This window comes from Mesorhizobium sp. M0587 (assembly GCF_040320945.1).
Lineage (GTDB): Bacteria > Pseudomonadota > Alphaproteobacteria > Rhizobiales > Rhizobiaceae > Mesorhizobium.
The window spans coordinates 1-21,701 of record NZ_JAMYQP010000037.1 but is presented as its reverse complement, the minus strand read 5'-3'; the positions used below and the strand labels follow the sequence as shown (position 1 = coordinate 21,701).

The 21,701-nt window shown below is 59.7% G+C and carries 17 protein-coding genes; 12 read left to right on the top strand and 5 right to left on the bottom strand.

Annotated elements, in window-relative coordinates:
- Window positions 1-71: 71 nt before the first annotated feature.
- Complete coding sequence (locus tag NKI49_RS26440) at window positions 72-386, bottom strand: hypothetical protein (RefSeq protein ID WP_352605456.1); 315 nt, start codon at window positions 384-386, stop codon at window positions 72-74.
- A 29-nt stretch (window positions 387-415) separates the two neighbouring features.
- A complete protein-coding gene (locus tag NKI49_RS26435) occupies window positions 416-718 on the bottom strand; it encodes a hypothetical protein (protein WP_352605453.1) in 303 nt (100 codons plus the stop codon).
- 212 nt (window positions 719-930) lie between these two features.
- Between NKI49_RS26435 and NKI49_RS26430 the strand changes: the two genes are divergently transcribed.
- From NKI49_RS26430 to NKI49_RS26375, 12 genes are all read left to right on the top strand, one after another.
- Window positions 931-2,073 carry a helix-turn-helix domain-containing protein gene (locus tag NKI49_RS26430; RefSeq protein WP_352605451.1) on the top strand — a complete coding sequence of 381 codons (1,143 nt, stop codon included), beginning with the start codon at window positions 931-933 and terminating at the stop codon, window positions 2,071-2,073.
- Window positions 2,074-2,476: 403 nt separating this feature from the next.
- Entirely contained in the window at window positions 2,477-4,126 is a 1,650-nt protein-coding gene (locus NKI49_RS26425; RefSeq protein WP_502899577.1) for a putative bifunctional diguanylate cyclase/phosphodiesterase, read from the top strand.
- Between the two features lie 176 nt (window positions 4,127-4,302).
- Window positions 4,303-4,824, top strand: coding sequence for a ubiquinone biosynthesis methyltransferase UbiE (locus tag NKI49_RS26420; protein WP_352605447.1), 522 nt, complete (start codon window positions 4,303-4,305; stop codon window positions 4,822-4,824).
- A complete protein-coding gene (locus NKI49_RS26415; RefSeq protein ID WP_352605445.1) occupies window positions 4,821-5,999 on the top strand; it encodes a methyltransferase domain-containing protein in 1,179 nt (392 codons plus the stop codon). The genes NKI49_RS26420 and NKI49_RS26415 overlap by 4 nt, the downstream gene beginning before the upstream one ends.
- Window positions 5,996-8,362 (top strand): SpoIIE family protein phosphatase, encoded by a 2,367-nt coding sequence (locus NKI49_RS26410; protein WP_352605443.1) that lies wholly within the window; start codon window positions 5,996-5,998, stop codon window positions 8,360-8,362. Before NKI49_RS26415 ends, NKI49_RS26410 begins: the two co-directional genes overlap by 4 nt.
- A 2-nt stretch (window positions 8,363-8,364) precedes the next feature.
- The gene (locus tag NKI49_RS26405; RefSeq protein ID WP_352605441.1) at window positions 8,365-8,925 is read left to right on the top strand and encodes a slr1658 superfamily regulator; all 561 of its coding nucleotides are present in this window, start codon (window positions 8,365-8,367) and stop codon (window positions 8,923-8,925) included.
- A gap of 18 nt (window positions 8,926-8,943) precedes the next feature.
- Window positions 8,944-9,282: a slr1659 superfamily regulator gene (locus tag NKI49_RS26400; RefSeq protein WP_352605438.1), complete on the top strand. Its 339-nt coding sequence runs from the start codon at window positions 8,944-8,946 to the stop codon at window positions 9,280-9,282.
- 231 nt (window positions 9,283-9,513) lie between these two features.
- Window positions 9,514-10,122, top strand: a complete 609-nt coding sequence (locus tag NKI49_RS26395; RefSeq protein WP_352605435.1) for an ATP-dependent DNA ligase — start codon at window positions 9,514-9,516, stop codon at window positions 10,120-10,122.
- A gap of 226 nt (window positions 10,123-10,348) precedes the next feature.
- Window positions 10,349-10,534 carry a DUF3606 domain-containing protein gene (locus NKI49_RS26390; RefSeq protein ID WP_352605433.1) on the top strand — a complete coding sequence of 62 codons (186 nt, stop codon included), beginning with the start codon at window positions 10,349-10,351 and terminating at the stop codon, window positions 10,532-10,534.
- Window positions 10,535-11,964: 1,430 nt separating this feature from the next.
- Window positions 11,965-12,258: an ArsR/SmtB family transcription factor gene (locus tag NKI49_RS26385; protein ID WP_352605431.1), complete on the top strand. Its 294-nt coding sequence runs from the start codon at window positions 11,965-11,967 to the stop codon at window positions 12,256-12,258.
- Window positions 12,259-13,643: 1,385 nt separating this feature from the next.
- Window positions 13,644-14,531 carry a LysR family transcriptional regulator gene (locus NKI49_RS26380; protein ID WP_352605429.1) on the top strand — a complete coding sequence of 296 codons (888 nt, stop codon included), beginning with the start codon at window positions 13,644-13,646 and terminating at the stop codon, window positions 14,529-14,531.
- The gene (locus NKI49_RS26375) at window positions 14,434-14,634 is read left to right on the top strand and encodes a LysR family transcriptional regulator (protein WP_352605427.1); all 201 of its coding nucleotides are present in this window, start codon (window positions 14,434-14,436) and stop codon (window positions 14,632-14,634) included. The genes NKI49_RS26380 and NKI49_RS26375 overlap by 98 nt, the downstream gene beginning before the upstream one ends.
- A 527-nt stretch (window positions 14,635-15,161) precedes the next feature.
- Here the strand turns inward: NKI49_RS26375 and NKI49_RS26370 are convergent.
- The 3 genes from NKI49_RS26370 to NKI49_RS26360 form a co-directional block, all read right to left on the bottom strand.
- Window positions 15,162-16,499: an HlyD family type I secretion periplasmic adaptor subunit gene (locus NKI49_RS26370; RefSeq protein ID WP_352605425.1), complete on the bottom strand. Its 1,338-nt coding sequence runs from the start codon at window positions 16,497-16,499 to the stop codon at window positions 15,162-15,164.
- A gap of 19 nt (window positions 16,500-16,518) precedes the next feature.
- Window positions 16,519-18,192, bottom strand: a complete 1,674-nt coding sequence (locus tag NKI49_RS26365) for a type I secretion system permease/ATPase (RefSeq protein ID WP_352605423.1) — start codon at window positions 18,190-18,192, stop codon at window positions 16,519-16,521.
- A gap of 202 nt (window positions 18,193-18,394) precedes the next feature.
- On the bottom strand, window positions 18,395-21,701 hold a 3,307-nt coding region (locus NKI49_RS26360; RefSeq protein WP_352695817.1), incomplete at its 5' end, for a beta strand repeat-containing protein.

Below are 21,701 nucleotides of genomic sequence, written 5' to 3'. Positions count from 1 at the left end.
CTTCCCTCCCCGCGAAGGCGCTTTTAGCGCGTCGTTGCGCTAAATTGCTGCGTACTTTTGGGCGACATGTACTAATGCCCGGTTCCCGTACCCTTTTGCCGACGAGACCTGACCGCCTCCAGAAGTTCGCGCTCGCTGGTGTGAACATTTCGAAAAATGGCCACAACCATCACTGCCAGGATTTCAGCGTCCGGGCCCAAAGGATCTAGATTCTCATCCGCGCAGACCTGATCGAACACGCGTTCGCAAATAGCCAGATCGGGAGGGGCCAGGCAGGTGCGATTGAGATGGCGACGCAGCATCTGTGCGAACCTTTCAGGGCCCGCCGCGCGTGCTTTGCGGCGGGCTTTTGATGAACCACTGACGCGATGGAATGTATAATTCATAGTATCATCAGCAGTGTACTTGAAAGAGATTAGCTGCTGACTGAAGCTGAATCTGTTAAGAGTCCCAAAATCAGGGCGCACTCACGAGCTTTATACTGCCCAGCGTTCATAAGTTGATAGTAATCTTGGCGCTGATGTTCCGGAACGTGAAATCCGCGCCGAAACTCCGCCGCTTCTGCCGGGGTTCGAGTGCAGCCGAGTTTGCTTGCTGTAACTTTCAAGCTCGCCAATGAGCATCCGACCTTTGCCGCAATGTCCTTCAATGGCTCGTTGTTGTCATAGCCATCAAGAATGACCCTGCGACGAGCGTCGCCGTTGAGCTTGGTGTTCATTTCCGTGGGCTCCTCACCTATTTGACGATGCCAGATTCTATACGCATCAGGTTGAAGAGAGTCGTTATCTTCATATCCAGAAACTTATCTCGGAATGCATTTCGTACTGCAATCGAGCGTGATCGCCGTTGCCCCCGTCTTGCCAGATGCTGAGCTACACCACATGATTGAGAAGGGCATGGGCATAGCCGATTCGGATATGGCACCACGCGATGGACACTAAGAGGCAAGATGGGGTTCCTGCGAGGCTGCCGCGGGACCGTGATCGACGTCGGTGGCCGCGAGACGGTCAACCCAACGATAAGGCCGCTCCGTCGCTCGCGCCGGCGCTGGAGCCTCTGTCCTTTTCAACGCTCGAGCTGGCGCCAGAGCATCAATTCGCTGCTTGGCAAGCGCACATGGCGCCGCTTGTCGAGGCCAGGTTGCCGGACGACAAGTCGCTGAGCGAGGGCTTTCGCGCCGACCACACGGCTTGGAATCTCGGTGGCATACTGATTGTTCAACAGCGTGCGCCGGCTCACAGCTACATTCGGTCCCCCGCGAAGCTCCGATCGAGTTCCATCGATCACTGGTACATCGTCTTGCCACGCACTGGCCGCTCGTGGACGGAAGTCGACCGCCACGTCGTGGAAAACCAGCCGGGCAAATTGGAGATCAGATCGCTCGGCTACCCGTTTCGCGGGAGGGTAACTGACTCGGAAAGTCTCTGTCTCTACCTGCCGCGTGATTTGTTCTCTGATGCGGCCTCAACCCTCGACGCAAAGAACAATTCAATTCTGGCCGGCAACTTTGCCAACCTTATGATCGACTACCTCAGCAGCATCGAAGCAAGACTGCGCAGCCTCACGGCTGAAGATCTGCCTCGCATCGTACACGCAACGCGCAGCATGATCATTGCCTGTCTCGCGCATCCGGCGGAACATGCCGCGGCCGCTGACCAATTGGCGAGTGTCGCGCTGATGGAGCGAGCGCGTCGATACGTCCAAAACAATCTGGATGCGCCTCATCTGACGCCGGATTCAATGTGCCGCGCGCTCGGCGTGTCGCGCTCCCGCCTCTATCAATTGTTCGAACCGAGCGGTGGTGTCCTTCACTACATACAAAGTCGCCGACTTCTGGGAGCCCATGTCGCGCTTAGCGATCCAGCGGACAGCCGGCGGATTGTCGATATTGCTGAGGCGTTCGGGTTCAGTTCAGCGGCCAATTTCAGCCGGGCATTCAGCAAGGAATTCGGTTACAGCCCGCGCGAGGGCCGCACTACTGTGGTGTTGCCGCGCCTCTCCCACTCTGTTTCGCTTGCTGAACACGAGAAGGCTTCTTCCTTTGAAGGTTGGCTCAAAGCGCTTGGAAGCTGAGTACAGGGTCCGTGATGGCGAGAGGGGTGGGCTCAAAACAGGCTTCCCGGGGCGGGGAAGGTCACGCCGCCTGATCGACCAGACTATTTCGTGTCGCGTCCGCCGCGCCATCAATCATACAGCCAGTTCCCGACTGGTTAACCAACTGTGAATGTTCATCTTTAACACCGTCAATCACGGCGGAGCCTGCATCGCAACTGCGCCACACGCGGTACTTATTCAGACTGCGTGTTAAAAGTTTGCCAAGCTTGCCAGTTATGCTATTTCTGAACTGGGCAACGTGGATTCGCACCGCCTATGGAGGTGGCTCTTGCATCCAGAGGCATCAGACGTCGGCACGGAGCGTGAGGGGCCTTCCTCAAACGATGTTCTACGTCCAGGCGAAGTGCTTCTCGCTGACCTTTTGGCGAACACGACCGAACTCTTGTCGTTCTATGACCGCGACTTCTGCTTGACGCACTACGCAACTAAGTTCCGCGGTGCGTACGGAGGCGCGGTGGCGCCGGGTGCCGCCCTTTGGGAGATCTACCCGAGCTTCCTCGATGCGAGGTATCGCGACGAATTTCGTCGTGTGTTCCACGGCGGCTCACCGGCAAGCATCGATTTGCCGCCATCATCGGGCGAAGTGCAGCGGTCTGTTTTCGTTTTCGCCACTGCAAATGGTGTGGGGATCATCGAATCAAGGGAGCGCGATGGGCGCAGCGTAGCGGACGAGCAAGAACACGTAATTCTGCTCCATCAGGCCACGCACGACGTGCTGACCGGCCTGCAGAACCGGCGACGATTTGGCGAGCGGCTGCAGCAAGCACTGGCGCCCGTTGGCGCACTGAAGCCGAAAACCGCCCTGCTGCAGATCGACCTTGACGATTTCAAAGCGGTCAATGATACGCTCGGCCATGGAGCAGGTGATACGCTTCTTCAGCTCGCGGCGGGTCGTATCCGCGACGCGCTGCAGGACGGCGAATCCGCGTACAGGTATGCCGGCGATGAGTTCGCTGTCATCCAATTGGGAAAGGAGCAGCCGGCAGAAGCTGAGCGCCTCGCCGGATCGCTGGTCGACGCGTTCAAGCGTCCGTTCGTCATCAACGGAATTCCCGTCTTCGTCGGCTCGAGTGTCGGAATTGCTTTCGGGCCGGAACACGGGACCGATGGCGAGCAACTGATGAAAGCCGCTGACATTGCTCTTTACGCAGCCAAGACAGATGGACGCGGTTGCGCTCGAACATTCAACCGTTCGATGCTGCTCTTGCTCGAGCAGCGCGAGAATCTGAGGCGCAGCCTTCGAACAGCGTTGGGACGGGGCGAGCTCTACCTGGAATATCAGCCGCTCATTCGGCCTCCCTCGTCGGTGATCGGTTTCGAAGCGCTACTGCGGTGGCGGCATCCCGACATCGGAATCATTCCACCCAGCGTGTTCATACCTATCGCTGAGGCCGACGGTCTGATGGACGAGATTGGACGATGGGTGCTCGAGGAAGCCTGTCGCCAGGCCTTGACCTGGCCCTCCTCGCTGACAGTCGCGGTGAACCTGTCACCGGCGCAGTTCCTTGGCGGTTCGCTGACGGACACGGTCGCGCAGGTCATTGATGCCGTTGGAATTCGGGCCGAGCGACTTGAACTCGAAATAACCGAGACGGTTCTTCTCGAGAAGACGATCGACAATATCGACACATTAAATACCCTGAACGTCTTGGGCATACGCATATCGCTCGACGATTTTGGAACGTACTATTCGTCGTTGAGCTACCTAAAGAATTTTCCCTTCGACACATTGAAGATTGATCAGTACTTCATTGCGGACCTGGAGACCGATCTCAAAAGCCAAACGATCGTACGATCGATCATAAATCTTGCACACGGCCTGGGAATAAGTGTCACTGCCGAGGGAGTCGAGACGTCGGCACAGGCACGGTGGCTGATCAAGGAAAATTGCGATTGCCTGCAAGGTCATTTCCTGGGACGGCCGCTCGGAGCCGAGGCAACGAACGCTTTCATCAGGCGGTCCCCGCTGAGGGTGGTACGAGCGATGGAGGAATCAAATCGCGCGGTTTAACGCCTTGAAGCGTTTGTTAACGGTGAAATGGAGATTTGTAGAAGCAATCGAGGCAGATATCGCGCAATTCATCGAGGCGGTGCGAGAGTGGCTCGTCACGGGGGCGCGGTGGGATTTCGTCGCGGAGGCTATCACCGCGCGAAGGCTCAATACGGATGGAACAAGGGAGGATGCCGATGGGACCCGTTCATCACGAGTTGGCTGGCGAGCCGACTTTTGCGCCCATGATCCAGATCGACATGGAAATCAAAGCCTTCGTCTCCGCCTGGAGACACTGCGACTATGTCTCGACATACATGGCTCGGATGATCAGTCAAAACAGATCGGACTCGGTCCGGCATTCAAATCTCTTTTCCTCTGCGTTTAACGAATTGCTGGAAGTCGCGTTTCGTACCCGCCACACCGACGGCGAACTGGCATGCAGGGTGTCCCGCCATGGCGGAACGGACAGGATCGAGCTGACATTCCCCTGCGTGCCGGAGGAGCGCCAATTCTACGAAGAAGCCGCGTCGCAACTCGCAGGAACAGAGGCCAGGGAGCGATACGTCAATTCGGTTTCTGGGGATCTCGCGCCCAGCCGGGAGATCGTACTCCTGGAATTGGCAGTCGACTACAACGCGACATTCAGGGTCGAGGAAACCGACGGCGATGCGATCAGGCTCGTCGTCGATCTTCCGCTTGAGAGCCTGCCGCATTGAGCCCTTACGACCTTCTCCCACGCTTCAAGGCGCAATACGACGCCAACAACCAGGAGTTCTCCATAGCCGGGGTTGTTCGGCCTCAGGCAATCGATGAGCTTGGACCCAGCATCGCATTGCTTCGTGACGCGATCGGCCGCGTGCGGGGCGTTCTCTACGTCAATGTCAGACGCCTGACGCAGATGAACAACGCCGCATTTCACGCCTTTTCGAGGATCATTATCGACGCCTGTCGCGCTCGTCCCGATCTCAAATTTGTCGTCATCACTTCAAGCGTCGTCGGATGGACCTCGCGAAAATTCGGTCGCTTGAGCGCCATCGAACCGAACATCACGGTCCAGCAGTATGACAGCGAATTCTATCCGGGCCAGGGCTTCCTCGAGGCGGGCGGGTTCGTACCTATCCTGCGATCACAGACGAAAATGACCTGGCGCCACGAGCGAGCAATCTTGCCGCGACACGGCATGAGGCAGGGGATCGTCATGGCCGACATCTGTTGCGGGATCGGCGATTTCGCCGTGCTCGTGCAGAAGGAGTTTCAGCCATCGCGGATCGTCGCCCTCGACCATTCCACGTCGAGCCTGAACTATGCTCGCCAGGTGATGCAGGAGTTCGATATCCGGGGCATCGAATACACTTATGGCGATGCGTCGGAGATGCTGCTCGACGAAGCGCAGTTCGACCTTGTGACCTGCCGGCATTCCCTCCAGATCTTCAATCGGCCTGAACTCATCCTCAAGGAACTCTACCGCATATGCAAGCCGGGCGGGCGAGTCTACATCACCAACGAGAAGAATTCGCATTGCCTCGGCGAGCCCCGCTCCGAAAGCATTCGCTGGACCTACGCCGAGGTGGCGAAGCTGTTCGAGCATTTCGAGATGGACGTCGAGCTTGGGCCCAAGAGCCGGCGGTATCTGATGGAAGCCGGATTCGAAGACATACGTGTCGAGACCTTCATGGTGACTAACCTGGACGACGATCCGCAGGATTTCGCGGATGTCATTGCGGCTTGGGCGGATGTCTATGCGGGCGAGATGGCGACCAGACGCGGCGATGGACCGGAGTTCGTCGCACGGTTCCGGCAGGGCTTCCAGGACCACATTTTCGCTGCGCTCCACCCCAAGGGTTACGCGGGCTGGCCGATCTGGGTCGCATCGGGGCGACGCCCGCAATGAAAACCGACAATGAGTCTGCACCGCGCTTCGGCCTGCGCTCCTTTCGAGCGAAATTCGTATTGGTCGTTGGCGGCGCCGTACTGTTCGACCTTCTGCTGAGCGGTGGTCTGGCGCTTTGGAACGTTCAGAAGCTGTCGCGCGATGCCACTTCGGAAGTCGGTGAGGGCTTGACGACTGCAAACCAGGAATACATTCGTTCCTATGCCCAATCGACGGCGTTGAGCGTCGACTTGCTGCTCGACCGGGTTCATGGCGACGTCAAGGCATTGGCCGGCGTGATGCAGGCCCAGATCGACGATCCAAGCAGGCAGCAACAGGTAGGGGCGACGCTTTCGCATGCGGCGCCCGGCTCGGTGAAGGTCGTCTACGACACGCGGGGCGATTGGGCGCAGAATCTGCCGGGCGCGCCTTCGGTGGTAAGCGTTTGGGGCTACCTGCTGGGTGCCGACCACGCTCCGCTACCGGGCGTTCAGAAGGAAATCGAAGACAGCACCGTGATCGATCTCGTCGCGCCGTCTCTCATGGCCAGCGGGTCGTCCAAATTACAGATGTATTATATTGGCCCGAAAGAACGGCCGATCTTCAGGACTGTCCCGTATACGGACCAGGCACAGACCTTCGACAAGCTTTATCCGGGCCACAACAAGGCGGAGTTCTGGGAGTTCTTCTTTCCGGGTATCTATGGTTCATGGCAGCAATGGGCCGGGGACCCAGCCTCTCGTCCCGTCCCTGATGACATTACCCAGACGGCGCCTTACACCGATGCAATCACGGGAAAGCTGATCGTCAGCTTTTTCCACCCGCTGTGGACGCGCGATCGCACCGGCATCGCCGGTACGGCAGGCGCAGACATCACTCTCGACCAGCTCGCGGAAGTCGTCGAACGTGTGAAGATCGCTGAAACCGGGTTTGGCTTTCTCACGATGTCGACTGGTAACGTGGTCGCGATCAATCCGTCCGGCCAGGCGATCATCGGCCTGACCTCATCAAGTGATGCGGGCACGCAAGGCGTCACGGGCCTGGAGAGGTCCATGCGAGAAAGTGTGCAGCCGGCAATCGCATCGCTGCCTCTTGACCAGAACAACGATGGTGTCATTCAGCATATCATGCTCGACAGCAAGGGCGAGCGCGTACCCTACATCGTCGTGCTCAAGAGATTGAAGCCGACCAATCTGTGGAGTTCGGGACCGATCAAGTCCGAAACGATGTCGGTGGGGATCGTCGTTCCCGAACGGGAGATCTATGCCTCCCTGTTCGCCGCGCAGGAGAGTATTTCTCGCGCAACCAATCGTATCCTGCTCTATCAGATCGGTGCCATCATCGTTTCGCTTCTGATTGTTTTCGCGGCCGTGCTCGGGATTTCGAAGCGGATCACCGCAGGCCTCAGGGCGCTTGCCAGCGCCGCCCAACGGCTCCAGACCAAGGACTATTCAGTGCGTGTGAGTATTCCGACACGCGACGAGGTTGGAGCGGCAGGGATCGCCTTCAACCGGATGGCTGAGCAGATCAGCTTTCACACCGAAAACCTCGAGCAACTCGTAGACGAACGAACCAGGGAGCTCGGGGACGCCAATCAGCAGATTTCCGCACTCAACGAAAAGCTGCGGGACGAGAACGTCCGCCTGGGTGCCGAGCTGGCGGTTGCCAGGCAGATCCAGTTGATGGTCCTGCCCAAACCATTCGAGCTCGAAGCGATTCCGGGGCTGGAGATCGCAGCCTACATGCGGCCGGCCGACGAGGTCGGCGGTGACTACTACGACGTCCTGCAGAACGGGTCCCGGATCAAGATCGGTATCGGCGACGTGACCGGTCATGGTCTCGAGAGCGGCGTGCTGATGCTGATGGTTCAATCCGTTGCACGCGCGTTGCAGGAGACAAACGAGGCGGATCCGCACCAGTTTCTGAACCGGCTGAACAGAGCGATCTACAAGAACATCGAGCGGACGAACACCGGCAAGCATCTCTCGCTGGCCTTTCTTGACTTTGAGGATGAGCGCGTAACGCTATCGGGGCAGCATGAGGACGTTCTTGTCGTACGTGCAGACGGGGAAGTCGAACGCATCGATACGCTTGATCTGGGCATGCCGGTTGGTCTGGAGAATGACATCTCGAAGTTCATCGACACGCGTGACATCCTGTTCGGCAGTGGCGACGTGATCGTGCTGCACACCGACGGTGTGACCGAGGCGGAGGATCAGGACAAAAGGCTATTCGGTTTCGAGCGCCTCTGCCAGAGCGCAAAAAAACGTCAAGGCGGCAGCGCCGAGGAAATCAAGACCGGGATCATCGAGGATCTGATGGCACACATCGGAGTCCAGAAGATCCACGACGACATTACCCTCGTGATCATAAGGCACACATAGCAATGACAACGCTGTTCGGGACCCCTGACATTGCAATCGGGATGAAGGAGAGCGTCAGTCGCGTGCGGCTGTTCGACGGACCTCTCGACTTGAGTTGGCGTCATTGTGCCACGACCTCGGACTTCATCGCCGATCTTTTCGCGTTGCGCTTCCGATCGTCCCGCAATGACTACATCGAAGTGCGACACAGCATCGGATATCTCGTCAACGAGCTCATTGAGAATGCCATCAAGTTTCGCGCACCGGGTGAGATCGTGATCGAGGCGTCGATGGATTCGGAGTGCTTCAAGCTCAAGGTATCGAATGCCGTCGATGGTGAAACCGCGTCTGAGTTCCAAAATATCCTGGCGGACATCACGGTTGGCGACCCCGGAGACCTGCTGATACAGCGAATCGAAGCGAATGCCACGAACCCCGACGTGTCAGGCTCCGGACTCGGATTGCTGACGTTGATGAGCGACTATGGCGCACGGTTGGCCTGGATATTCAGCTCGGTCGAAGAAGGCGATCGGATTTACCTGGAGACATATGCCTCCATTCCGATCTCGCAAACGCACAACTAGAAGAAACGAAGCCAGGCCATGGAAATCAAGACCGACGACTACCGCGTGTGGAATGAAGGAAGCGAGATTTTCTTCGACGGCGCCATGCGGCTTGCCAGCTCCGAGGCCGGTGCGCCCATCACGGCTTTGGCGACCAGCGTTCTTGCCTCAAATCCCGCTTCCCTCACGCTCAACTTAAAGGATCTTCACTTTCTCAACTCTTCCGGCATCAATCTGCTGGCGAAATTTACCATCGAGGTGCGCAAGCATCCCGACGTTCGACTCGTCGTGCGTGGAACGCCCGACATACCTTGGCAATCGAAATCATTGCCGAATCTGAAGAAGCTGCATCCCGCTCTTGTGCTTCTGATGGACTGATCAGGTTGCTCAAAATTGGCCAAAGGGCTGCGTCGTGCAAGAGCGCCGCAACGAGCGAGATATGTACGCCGGGATAAGTATTCGGATGCGAAGCTAACGACAATCCGGCTAGGTGCGCAGATGGTCGCTATGCCCGGCGGGGGCTCGGCACAGGCGGCGGACGTCCAAGTTGGGGGGATGTCGGGCTGCCTGTGCCGATCAGCCGCCGTTGCGGGATCAAAGGTAGCGTCATTGCGTAAGCGAGCCAAACTGAATCGCGGCCGGCTGGAGTTCATTCCGCCGCAGATCCCGACGCGGGTCAAGGAGCCGCCCGACGATGAGGGGTGGGTTCACGAGGTCAATCTTGACGGCTACCGAACGCAGATCGTCATCGATAAGGGTGGCGTGCGCCTTTACAGCAAGAACGGCCGTGACTGGACCGCGAAATACTGGCCCATCGCGTTGGCTGTCGAGCTGCCATGCCGGGCTGCCATTATCGACGGCGAGGTCATTGTGCCAGGCGAGCAGGGCCCGCCCGATTGCCCTGCGCTGGAAGCCGCGATCTGGCACGAACCGGACCGGCTGGTGTTCGTCGCGTTCGACATCCTCCATCTCGACGGTCGCAATCTGGCTTCCTTGCCCCTGCTACAGCGCAAGCAGGCGCTGTGGCAACTGATTGCGCACGGCCTGGGCAAGATCCAGTACAGCGAGCATTTTGAGGGCAGTGCGCTAGCGATGTTTCGCGTCATCTCGAAGGCGGGGCTTGAGAGCATCATCTCGAAGCGAGCTGACAGCCGCTACAGGAGTGGACCGTCCACCACATGGCTGAAGACCAGATATTTGGATAAAGCCGACTTCTGACCATCGACGACGGCTTCTGGCGCAACCGCGACGAATGTCCGGTTTTGGCAGGCGGTCACGTTGGCCCGGGAGCAATCAATGGCTGCGACCGCATTGTGTCGACGGAGCAGGTAACCAGCGGACTGACCGGCAACGCGCGCCCAGCGTTTCAGAGCCGGTTAGTTGGCGCCAATGCATATGGGAACATTCGTTCGCGATCACTGTTTTCTCTTAGGAGGTACGATCGATGACCGACAACAAGAGCAAGCGCGCTTTCCGCGACCGGGACCGCGTCTCAGCCGAGGAGGAATACGAGGTCAAATACTTCGCCAAGCAGAACCGCATCTCGCCCGACGAGGTCCGCGAGCTAATACGCGAGCACGGCGATGGTCGGGCGAAGCTGGTGCGGGAAGCCAGGAAGCTGCACGGATGATGGACCTTCGCGACTCGAGCCCCTGCTCATCATCGGCCGGTGATCGCGGACTTGTCGTTGGACGCCGCGATTAACGAATCGTTGACCGCGCTGTCCTATTCTGAGACAGCGCGGCCAACCCGCCCTTGACTGCGCAGGCGGCTCCGGCACCCCACCCCGCCTCACTGTCGGAGCCGCCACCCACACTCCTTGCTAATATGCAAGCAATGGTTGAATTAACCGTTACCGAACGTGCTTTCCAATGCACTTTCCCGATGATTAGATTTTGATGGATTGGGATCAGCTCCAGCCCGTCCGCAAGACGTTGCAGGGAACCCGCGCTCGCCATAGCGCGTTGCACGGCCATCGCTCTTACAGAGGATCCGGCAGTGTCAGAACACCTGTCTCGCAAGCAAGAACGACGCGGCACCAGAAGGGCTCTCATGTGGGGCATCGCGATTGTCGCCGCCCTTTTTGTGGTGCTGCTGGCCATATTTCTTCTCGGGCCGTTTATATAGGACGTTGGAAACGCGAATCCGTCCAGAGCTCTCCATCTCGTTATCGCTGGAAACTGTGCCGACCATCCAACGCTGTTTGCGTAGTCACCCAGCGCAAGAGCTGCCGGCGCCACGCATCGCGATTAACGGCGCATCTTTGCGGGACCGCGCCAATACGGGCTTTGCCGCGTCGGACTAATCAACAAAGTAGGCAAGCCCTGGCTTGACGCCAACGCGGTCTATATGAAAGCGCGATCGCAGGCGTTAACCGGCTGCGCTGGAGTGACATCAGTCGGCATATGAGAAACATTGCACCAGCAATGCCCTCCTGAGCAGGTTGATGGACCGACGCCCTGTTACGCATCCCAACATGATTGCGGGCTAAAGTCGGGGCGGATCTCGGTTCGTCCTTGCGGCGGGGGCAACGAAACTTCTTTCTCGCAGCTAAGATGCTTTGCTCGGCCGATCACCCGTTCAGCCGCCGCGACGACAGCTTCTTGGCATGCGGGAACACTCTGCTGAAGCCGAAGCGTTTGGAGAGGCAGCACCTCCGCCCACAGAATTCATCCCGCTTTGTGCCCTGACGCTCACCAGCGCTGTCTGGCTATATACGCATCACAACATCGTAGGTGTGTGCGCTCGCATCCGGTAGGTCCAGCGGTCGTGGCGCCATTGCTGCCAGTAGACCCACCATCTTCCGCGATCACGCCATAGGCGTCAACAGCGTGCCTGTTACCATCCGAGCGGCGGGCCCGAATTCCGCCTGGCCGGCGCCTTCCCAAAGCGCACCCCATCGCGCGGCGCCGACCCTCCTCATCCCGCAGCCGGGCCCTTGCCGAAAAGGTGTGCAATACAATGTTAGGTCGCCTGACGCAGGTTCCCCCCGGCACCGTAGGTGGTCTAAGGCTAGGTCTGAAACTTTCAGGCCGTCGGGGTGCCGTTGTGAATCCCAGCATGCACGTAGGCTACGCGGCGTCGGCAGCCGCGCTGCTCTCTGTTATGGCAAATGATAAGCGGCTGTTGGCCCTGGACCTTCTCACCCGGAGTGAAATGTCGGTCGGTGAGTTGGCAAAGCTGGTCGGGTTGAGCGCTTCCGCGCTTTCCCAACATCTGAGGAAGCTTCGGCAGCTCGGATTGGTTACGACAAGGCGCCACCAACAGACCATCTACTATTCGTGCGCGTCTGAGCCTGTTCAAGCAATCATTAGTCTGCTGCTGCGAGAGTTCGGAAAATCCAGACGCTTATGACGCGGCTCGTCTGCCGAAGGACCAAATTTGACGATCGGGAGCGCAGCCCCACAACCTTGCAATCTCCCGCGGAATAAAATCGGCGACGAAGTGGCGATCATGGCAACGGTTCTGCATCGCGTGAATGACGACCACGTCTGGCCTCCCGACCGACCCGGCATTGGCATCGAGAGCGTCGCGCATGCCGGTCATCTTGCAATGCCGACCTCGTCCGCAGCCGGAGAGCGAGCCTCGCATCTCAGGTATGCTCCATTTTAAATTCGCTCTGACCATTGGACTGACTTTGCTCCGTCGCGGACCGACGTGGCCTGTTCGCAGATCCTTTGCAGTGCGACATCCGGGAGCCGCGACTCCGTTTCCGGATAAGATCCACTGACATCGGAGTGTGTCGGCGAACGAAGCTGAAGAGCGCCGAATTGGTCCATTTCTTTACAAGCGACTAGCGAGAAGGTTCGCCCCACCCTGGGATCGGGGGTGAAACCTCATCCACGCACGAAGGGCTTGGCTGCACAAATACATCTGAGCAGGCCCGGTTCGGGGCCATTGCACGCAAACGCAGTTCGATGCGGCTAAGGTCTAGCCGCGGAACGTTGAAAGGGTTTTCACGTTCATTGTCCGAGGGGTTCTTCTAAGCTGAAAGGAGAACGTCATGGATGACCGCCCAACTGTCGTTAAAACAGGCGGAGGTGGCAATGTAGTCCTCGCCATCGTTCTGGCTGTTGTCGTCATTTTTATTCTGCTGTTGGTTACAGGTGTCATCGACGTCCGTGGCGGGGGCGGCAAGGATGTCAATGTGAAGGTTGACGCGCCTGCCGTCGAAACACCTGCCACGCCGGCCCCGGCTGCAAAAGCCCCGGCGCCTGCGGAACCTGCTCCAGCGACGTCTGCTCCAGCGCCTGCACCGGCTCCTGCGGCACCGGCTCCCGCTGCGCCGGCCCCGACCAACGGTGGTTAGTTCAACTCACCGTTCTCGGTGGCGGCAAGAAACAACGGCCCATCGGCATCACAGCAGATGGGTCCGCGTTGCGCCTTCCCCGTGGTGGATCACTCGCGGTTTCTTCTCCTGATCATCGCTGACCATCAATGAGCGGCTTCCTAAGCGGGAGGTGAGCACACCCGACAAAAGGTTCCAGCTTTGAAGTGGTCGGGCCTAGTGAGGACCCGATCATCGCCAGAATGGCTTTGCAAGTTCAGACTCGACTCTGCGTCAAGCCAATATCGTCGATCATCTGCGGCGCTTCTTTGGAGAGTCGCGCGAGATCACAGCGATAGAAATGCCGTTCCCGCCATCTTGATACATAGGAGTTATTCTGATTGCGCGCACCGTCTGAAGCAAGTGACGTAACGTCGATGCTAGGAGATGGTTGCTCAACCCTCAGGCCTCCGTGCCAATCTCGCTTACAGAGGGCAGCGTAGGCAGACAGCTTAACGGCCACAAACCAGTCTTTCTCTGGCGAAGGCTCAGAATTCCTGAGGTAGTGACAATCCTGCGTCTCCCTTCACTCAACGCGCTTCGGGCTTTTGAAGCGGCCGCGCGTCACGAAAGCTTTGCGCGCGCAGCTGAGGAACTATGCGTGACCGAAGGAGCGATCAGCAGGCACGTCAAGCTCTTGGATGCAGCATTGCAAGTGGAATTGTTTCGACGATTGCCGCGCCGGTTGGTCTTGACCGAGGCGGGCCGCAATTTCCAACCTATTCTGGCGGCCGCGTTCGAGAGCATTGCCGCGGGAGCTCAAGACCTTCAACGCAAGCCTCGGCATCTGAAGGTCATCTGCCCGCCCACCTTCTCCATTCGGTGGCTGCTACCGCGACTTGACCGTTTCAAGCAGCAATGGCCTGCAATCGGTGTACGGGTAACGACTGCGTCATTTGACTGGGAAATTTTCTTCGGAGGTGAGTTCGACCTCGCCTTTGACTGCGGTTATCCAAATCGGCCGAAAGACATCGACGCAGTGCTTGTGTTGCAATCGTTCGGCACCCCCGTTTGCTCTCCAAAGCTACTGGAGAGAGGCGTGCCACCAATTTCTCCCGCCGACTTGGTTCACCATAACCTGCTGCATGAAACGCCTGATCGGCACGATTGGAAAGTTTGGGCTGGGCGATTTGCGTCGAACCTTCTTGACTTGAACTCGGGTGAGGTCTTTCCGAGTGCCGATATCCTATCGTGCTGCGGCCATGGGCCAGGGTGTCGCGATCGGAGATCTCTCTGTGCTCCACGAAGAGATCAGCAAGGGAGAACTGGTCCTGCCGTTCAAGGATATGCAGATCTCTGACGACACGGAGGCATATTACTTGTGTTGCACAAGAGATTGCTGGACCGACCCTCGTATCGCCGCGTTCCATAAGTGGGTTTCGGCCGAGGCGACGTGGTCCTGAAGGTCGCACCGCCGACTCAGATTGCCCTGAGAAGGCCCGCGGAGCCCAGATGAATGGAGCAACATCTGGAAGTAGTAGCTCCCTTTTTAAAGAACAGCAATGAAAGCCGCGGAGGCAATCTACTTGGTTCCAGCACCTGAGTTCGATCTGTAGCGGTGCCCATCAAGCTGTCTTCATAGCGGGTCCAAACATCATGACCTCGTCACGCGCTACCGTCGTCAGACCATCTCACCACCAAGTCAGCGGTTGGCCGTGATTGGAGATATCGAACCGTCAATTCGGCGTCATCGGGGAGATCGGCGATTGCGTTTCTTGCGTCTTCCACGGTCGGCAGCCTGCCGCTGCCAGACCTCATGTCACCTATGGCGCGTGTTCTCGATGTAGTTCCCGCTCTCGACCATCGTATGTTCGTGTGAAACGGTGATCTGCGCAAGGCATCCGCCGCAAAGAGTTCTCCGCAGTTTGCCCGCTGCGAGCCTTACCGCCCCATCGAAATTGCAACGCAAACAGGTTTGGCGCAAAGCCCGTCATTTCTGGCGGAAGGCGGAGTGGAATGAGACAATCAGCGGGCCCAAAATGTAGTCGAGCGCGGTGCGTTCCTCGGTAACGATGATGACCGATGCCGGCATTCCCGGATAGAGCGCAATTTGTGGGGCCGCAGCCAATTCCGCCGGATCGACCGCGACATCGGCGAGATAGTAGGGAAATCCGGTTTTGCTGTCGGTGATGCGATCCGCCGAAATGCGGCTGACGCGTCCATGAATTATGGGGATCGAGCGCTGCTTGTATGATGTGAAACGAACTTCGGCTGCCATGTCTGGTCGCAGGTTCGATATGTCCTCGACGCGAACCTGCGCCTGGACGATCAGCGAATTCTCGGTCGGTACGATGTCGAGGATCGTTTGGCCCGGCGCGACGATCGCGCCGATCGAGAAGACGCTCAGACCCATCACCTTGCCGCCATAAGGCGCCCGGACTTCGGCCCGGTCCATCGCGGCCTGGGCGGCAAACATTTTGGGCACAAGGTCTGCAAGGTTCGATTGCGTATCGATCAGCATGGCCGACAGTTTGGCCCGGCGCTCATTGGTCAATTGCGCGATCTGGCTGTTGAGCTCGGCTTTGCTCTGCTGGATGCCGGCGATTGCGCCGAGGTTCTCGTCGATCAGGCCCTGCAGATCCGAGGCGGATCTTTCCAGTTCCAGAATGCGCGGCCGGGTCGTCAACCCGGCCTTGAGCAGCTTTGACAGGCTGGCCTTCTCGTCGATCGTCGATTGCATCTGGGCTTGGTAAGATTCGACACGGGCTCGCTTGCCCTGGATCTGCTCCTCGAGCTCGGCAATCCGCCGTTCGAGAATCTGTCTCGCGCCAGCCATCGAAGCACGCTGGCTTCCCAGGTCGGCGACCTGGTTTGCCATCGCGTCCTTGAGGTAGGCCTCGTGCTCCTTGAGGATGTCCTCCGGGAAGGCAACAGCCTCGCTGCCGTCCAGTTCGGCCCGAATCCTGGCATCGGTTGCGCGCAACAGCGCATATTGCTGGGCATAGAGATTGAACTCGGACCGAATTCTGGTGTCGTCCAGCGCCAGCATCATGTCGCCCTTCCTGACGATGTCGCCGTCCTTGACGTGGATCTCCTTCACCGTCCCGCCGTCGAAGTGCTGTACGCTCTTGCGATTGCCTTCCACCTTGACGACGGCGTCGGCGAGCACGGCGCCGTTCAGCGGGGCAAATGCCGCCCAGCCGCCGAACACGCCAAAGAAGGCGGCGATGATCAGCAGCCCGATGTAGGCCGGTACCCGGATCGAATCCAGGGCCAGGCTGCCGGTCTCGTCGGGCAGGCTGCGGTACGTGAGGGCGCTGTCGCTCATCGATCTCTCCGAACACAGCTCATTGGGCTGCCACCGTCATTGGCGCCGCGCGCTGGTTGAGTAGCGCAACGATCTCGTTTCTCATGCCGAAGGCCTCGACGGCGCCGTCACGCAACAGAAGGATCTTGTCGACATTGGCCAGGGTCGAGGGCCGGTGCGAGACGATGATCACCGTGCTGCCACGGCGCTTAAGCTCGATCGCGCACTCGCTCAGCGCGCGGTCGCCATCCGCGTCGAGATTGGAACTCGGCTCGTCGAGAATGATCAGGTTCGGCGTGCCGAACACCGCACGGGCAAGAGCAATCCGCTGCCGATATCCTCCAGACAGCACTGCACCGCCTTCGCCGATCTGGGTCTCATAACCCTGGGGCAGGCGAATGATCATCTCATGCACTCCGGCGAGCCGCGCGGCCTCGATCACCTCTTGGTCGACATTCGTCTTGAAGCGGCCGATGTTGGCGGCGACCGTATCGGAGAAGAGCTCGATATCCTGCGGCAGGTAGCCGATGTGGTCGCCAAGCGCGTCGTGCCCCCATTGCGACAGGTCGGCGCCGTCCAGCCTGACGGTGCCGCGGCTGGGTTGCATGACGCCCGCGAGATGACGCGCCAGCGTCGACTTGCCGGCGCCGGAAGGGCCGACGATTCCCAGCGCCTCGCCTGCGTCCAGCCGGAATGATACATCTCGGAGAAGCACTTTCTGCTGGCTGGCAATTGCAAAGCTGACCTGCTCGACGGAGATCTTGCCGCTGGGCTTGGGCAGGTTGAACGATCTCTCGTTCCGCGCGCCCCCGTCGACCAGCTTCTCGACCCTTGCCAACGCGGCCCGCGCCAGGATCAGGCTGCGCCAAAGGCCGACGATCTGCTCGACCGGCTGTAGCCCCCGGCCCAGCAAGAGGCTCGCGGCAAACATGGTGCCGCCGGTGATCTGCCGTTCGATGACCAAATAGGCGCCGAGGCCGAGGATCAGCGACTGCATGGTGAGCCGCAGGAACCGGATCAGGCCCGACATCAGGGCGGCACGGTCGCTCGCCTCCGCCTGACGCCGCAGCGCCAAATTGCGGTCGCGCCCCCAGCGGCGGATGAGCCCGTCGATCATGCCCATGGCGCGAACGACTTCTGCGTTTCGGAGGCTCATCTCGGTAAAATTATAGTTGGTGGTCGCCAGGTCGTTGGCCTGCTTCAGCGGCGAACGTACGAAATACTCGTTGAGTACGGCCATGGCTATCAAAAGCAGCGAGCAACCCAGTGCGAATAAGCCGAGCCATGGATGCAGCAGGAAGATGACGCCGATGTAGATTGGCGACCATGGCAGGTCGAACAGGGCATGGACGCCGCTGCCGGTGATCACCTGCCTGAACGTGTCGAAATCGCGGATCGGCTGGCTTTGCGAGGAACCGGGCGATGGGGTTTCGACCGACGCGGCGAGGATCTTTGCCGACAGCAGCCGGTCGAGCCGCGCGCTGGCACGCGTCAGGATGGCGGCGCGCACCAGATCGAGGCCGGCCAATGAAAGGAAGGCGGCCAGCAGCACCAAGGTCAGCATCACCAACGTGGTTTCGCTGCCGCTGGTGACAACCCGGTCGTAGATCTGCAGCATGTAGAGTGGCGAGGCGAGGTAGAGCAGATTGATGGCCAGGCTGAACGCCGCCGCGACCAGGAAATAGCGGCGGCATGCCCGAAGCGCATCCTTCACGATCTTGGATTTGTTGTTGAGACTCAAATTCCCAGCGGAAAACCGCCCCCCTATCCGACTATGCGCCCGGGACCGATACTACTCCTGGTCATGCAGACGTCCATCTGGTCCCGTCCTATTCCTGCCGTAACCTTAATTCGTAAGCTGAATCCGGACCCCCGGCAGCGTGAGCCGTGCACGTATACGCGGCTCAACTTTTGGTTCAGAGCACAAAATCGCTCGCCGTCACCACCGTCCTGCCTTGGCCATCGTCGGCAAGCTTGAAGCCGTTCACATCATAGGAGCCGACCAGATGCAGCGCGGTATCGTGGGTACCATCCGAAACGGTCAGCATTCCGCCGCTGCCATCCTGGTTTGCCTGATAGACGGCCGTTGTTCCCGCACCGAACAGGATATCCTCGAGCTCCAGCCTGTCGTCATTGGTGATACCGGCGATCCGACCGCTGAAATCGAAGGAATCGTCGAGTTGCAGTGTGCCGGCCGCGTCGTGCGCGAAGGTGACGTCCGTCGACGAGGCGCCGCCGAATTCGAGCTTCGACAGATTGCCGATCGTGGCATCACCGCCGCCGGTAACCTGGCCATGGATGACGATGTCGCCGCCATTGGCCCACAGCAGGCCGGAATTCGCCAGCCCGCCGGTGACCGTCAAGCCACCTGAACCGGTCGCCTCCAATGTTCCGGAGTTGTTGACGACGCTGCCCCCTGTATCGATGACGAGCGCATTCGCGCCGGAGGCGATGATGGTGCCGTGGTTGTCGAGGCTCAGCATCCCGCCGCCCAACTGGCCGGCGCCCGATATCGTGTTGTCGACATTGACCAGAGTGACGTCCGGCCCCGTGCCGGAGATCACGTTAGAGGGGCTGTCGGACAGCAGGATCTGCCCGCCGCCCTGCAGCGTCACGCCATGCTGGATGATTTGCAGCAACGTATCGCCGCCGATCGAGTCCAGCGAGATGAGGCCGCTATTGTTGATCGTGCCGCTCAGCGGCAGCAAGGCGCCGTCGCCGATCGTCATGGTCCCGGCATTGTTGACCACCGGCGTCTGGTCGAAGACGAAATTGCTTGCCGTCAGGGCGCCCGAGTGGACGCCGTCCAGCGTGATCGACTGCCCATCGCCGAGCGTGATCACCGCGTTGCCGTGGGCATCGTCGGCGATACGCGCCTGGAGATCGGCAAAATCTGCCAATCCGTTGTAGCCGACAAGGTCGATCTGGTCGGCCGTGGCGTCGAAATTGTGCACCGTGTCGAAGCCGATCGGCTGCGAGAAGACAAAGAGATCGTTCCCGCTGGACCCGGTCAGCACGTCGTCGCCGGACCAGGCGAAGATCGGTGAACCCGGAGCGTAGGCCTCGACATTGTCGGCGATCGACGCGCTGCCCACGGTGCCGTCGGCGTTGATCCAGGTCAGCTGCACGTCGAGCACGGCTGCCCCGGTGAATTCGACTGGTGTGGTCACGGTCAGATCGTGGACGGCATTGGTCTGCACCGTCCAGGAGCCGTCGGCGTTGTGCGTCGCACCGTCGATGGTCCAGCCCGCAGGAACGTCCTTGGCCGTGACAGTGACAAGCGCGCCCTCATGCGATGGATCGCTCAGAGCGAGGTTGATGGGTTCGCCGGCGGTGCCGGCGGGCTTGAGGCCTATTTGAGACCCAGCGGTGCTTGGATTGCCGGCGCCGTCCTTGAAAGCTCCCGCAGCAAAAGTTGCCGTGTATGTCGTGCCGTTGTTGGGCTTGCTCACCAGGAGAGTGTACGTATCCACCGTGTTGCCGCCACCGTCGGTTGCCGTGCCCCACGTGCCTGTGGTCGACACGAGGGTCACACTGTTCGATAAGGCTAGTTTCGTTGAATCGAAGAACGTGTGGTTCATTCCGGTTTCGCTGAACTGGATGACGAGCGTGCTCGGTGCCCCGGCATTTCCCTGAATGCCCGTGATTAGTGAGATGTTGGGGGCCGTTGTATCGCCGCCCGTCACATTGATCGTCGCCGTGGCTGTGCCTGTGTCGGTACCGCCGTCCCCATCCACCAACGTATAGGTCACCGTCTTTGTCGTGGTAGCACTGGTCGCATTCGAGTAGCGAATGTGATCCTCAAGCGCTTGCGTCGCGGCTTGCGTGGCATTGGCGTTGAGAGTGACGACCAGGTTCGTCCCGTTCGTTCCGCCGGTGAACGTTCCAATGGTCGTCCCACCATAAGTGACGTTGCTGCCGCTGGTGCCGATCTGGCCGGGGCCTGTGCCTTGGTTCTGAATCGTCAACTGGTCGGCTGAGGTGCCGTTTACCGTGAACGCGACGGTCAGCGAGCCTCCGTTGAAATCGACGGAGTCAACATCCGCCACAGTTCCGGACGGAGCGATCGCGGTCGCGGCGGATCCGGTGGTATAGCTGAGGCTTGTGGAGGTGCCGGCCAGTGCGCCATTGAGATCTACTACCGGCGCATCGTTTGCACCATTGATCGTGACGGTGAGTACTGCCGTGTCGGTCAGGCTTCCGTCGCTAACCGTGTAGTTGAACGTGTCGGTGGTGGAGCCGCCGCTGCTTAGCGCCTGCACCGTCAAGTCGTTCTCGTTGACCACGTAGCTGTAGCTGCCGTTGGCGGCAAGCGTGAGGGTGCCGTGTGCGCCGACCAGGCCGACAGCTAGGGAACCGGCCGTGCCAGCGCCTTCGGTGCCGCCGGTGCGGATCGAACTGACCGCCAGGCCGGCGCTGTCAACATCGCTGTCGTTAGTCAGCACGTTGCCGGAGCCATCGTTGCCGCCGGATCCGTTTAGCGTGCCGCTCTTCTCGGTTGCGGCAATCGCACCCGCGCTGGCGCTGCTGTCATTTCCACCGACAGGCGCATCATTTGCACCGTTGATGGTGACGGTGAGTACTGCCGTGTCGGTCAGGCTGCCGTCGCTGACCGTGTAGTTGAACGTGTCGGTGGTCGAGCCGCCGGTGTTGAGCGCCTGCACCGTCAAGTCGTTCTCGTTGACCACGTAGCTGTAGCTGCCGTTGCCGGCGATTGTGAGGGTGCCGTGCGCGCCGACCAGGCCGACACCCAGCAAACCGGCCGTGCCAGCACCTTCGGTGCCGCCAGTGCGGATCGAGCTGACCGTAAGGCCGCCGCTGTCGACATCGCTGTCGTTGGTCAGCACGTTGCCGGAGCCATTGTTGCCGCCGGATCCGTTTAGCGTGCCGCTCTTCTCGGTTGCGGCCACAGCGCCTGGGCTGGTGCTGGTGTCGTTGGTACCCACCGGGGTGTCGTTGGTGCCGGTCAGCGTGATGGTCAGCGTCGAGCTTGCGGAGGCGCCATGCTGGTCGGTGACGGTGTAGTTGGCGACCACGGGCAGCGTGGCGCCCTGGGCCAGGTGCTGGTAGGCGGCATTGGCGGCGTCGAAGCTGTAGCTGCCGTCGGCGTTGATGATCAGCCCGGCGACCGAGCCGACCTGCGCATAGGTGAGCACCGCGCCGTCATCGACATCGCCGTCATTGGTGGCGACCGTGCCGTTGATGGTGCTGTCCTCGAGGCCG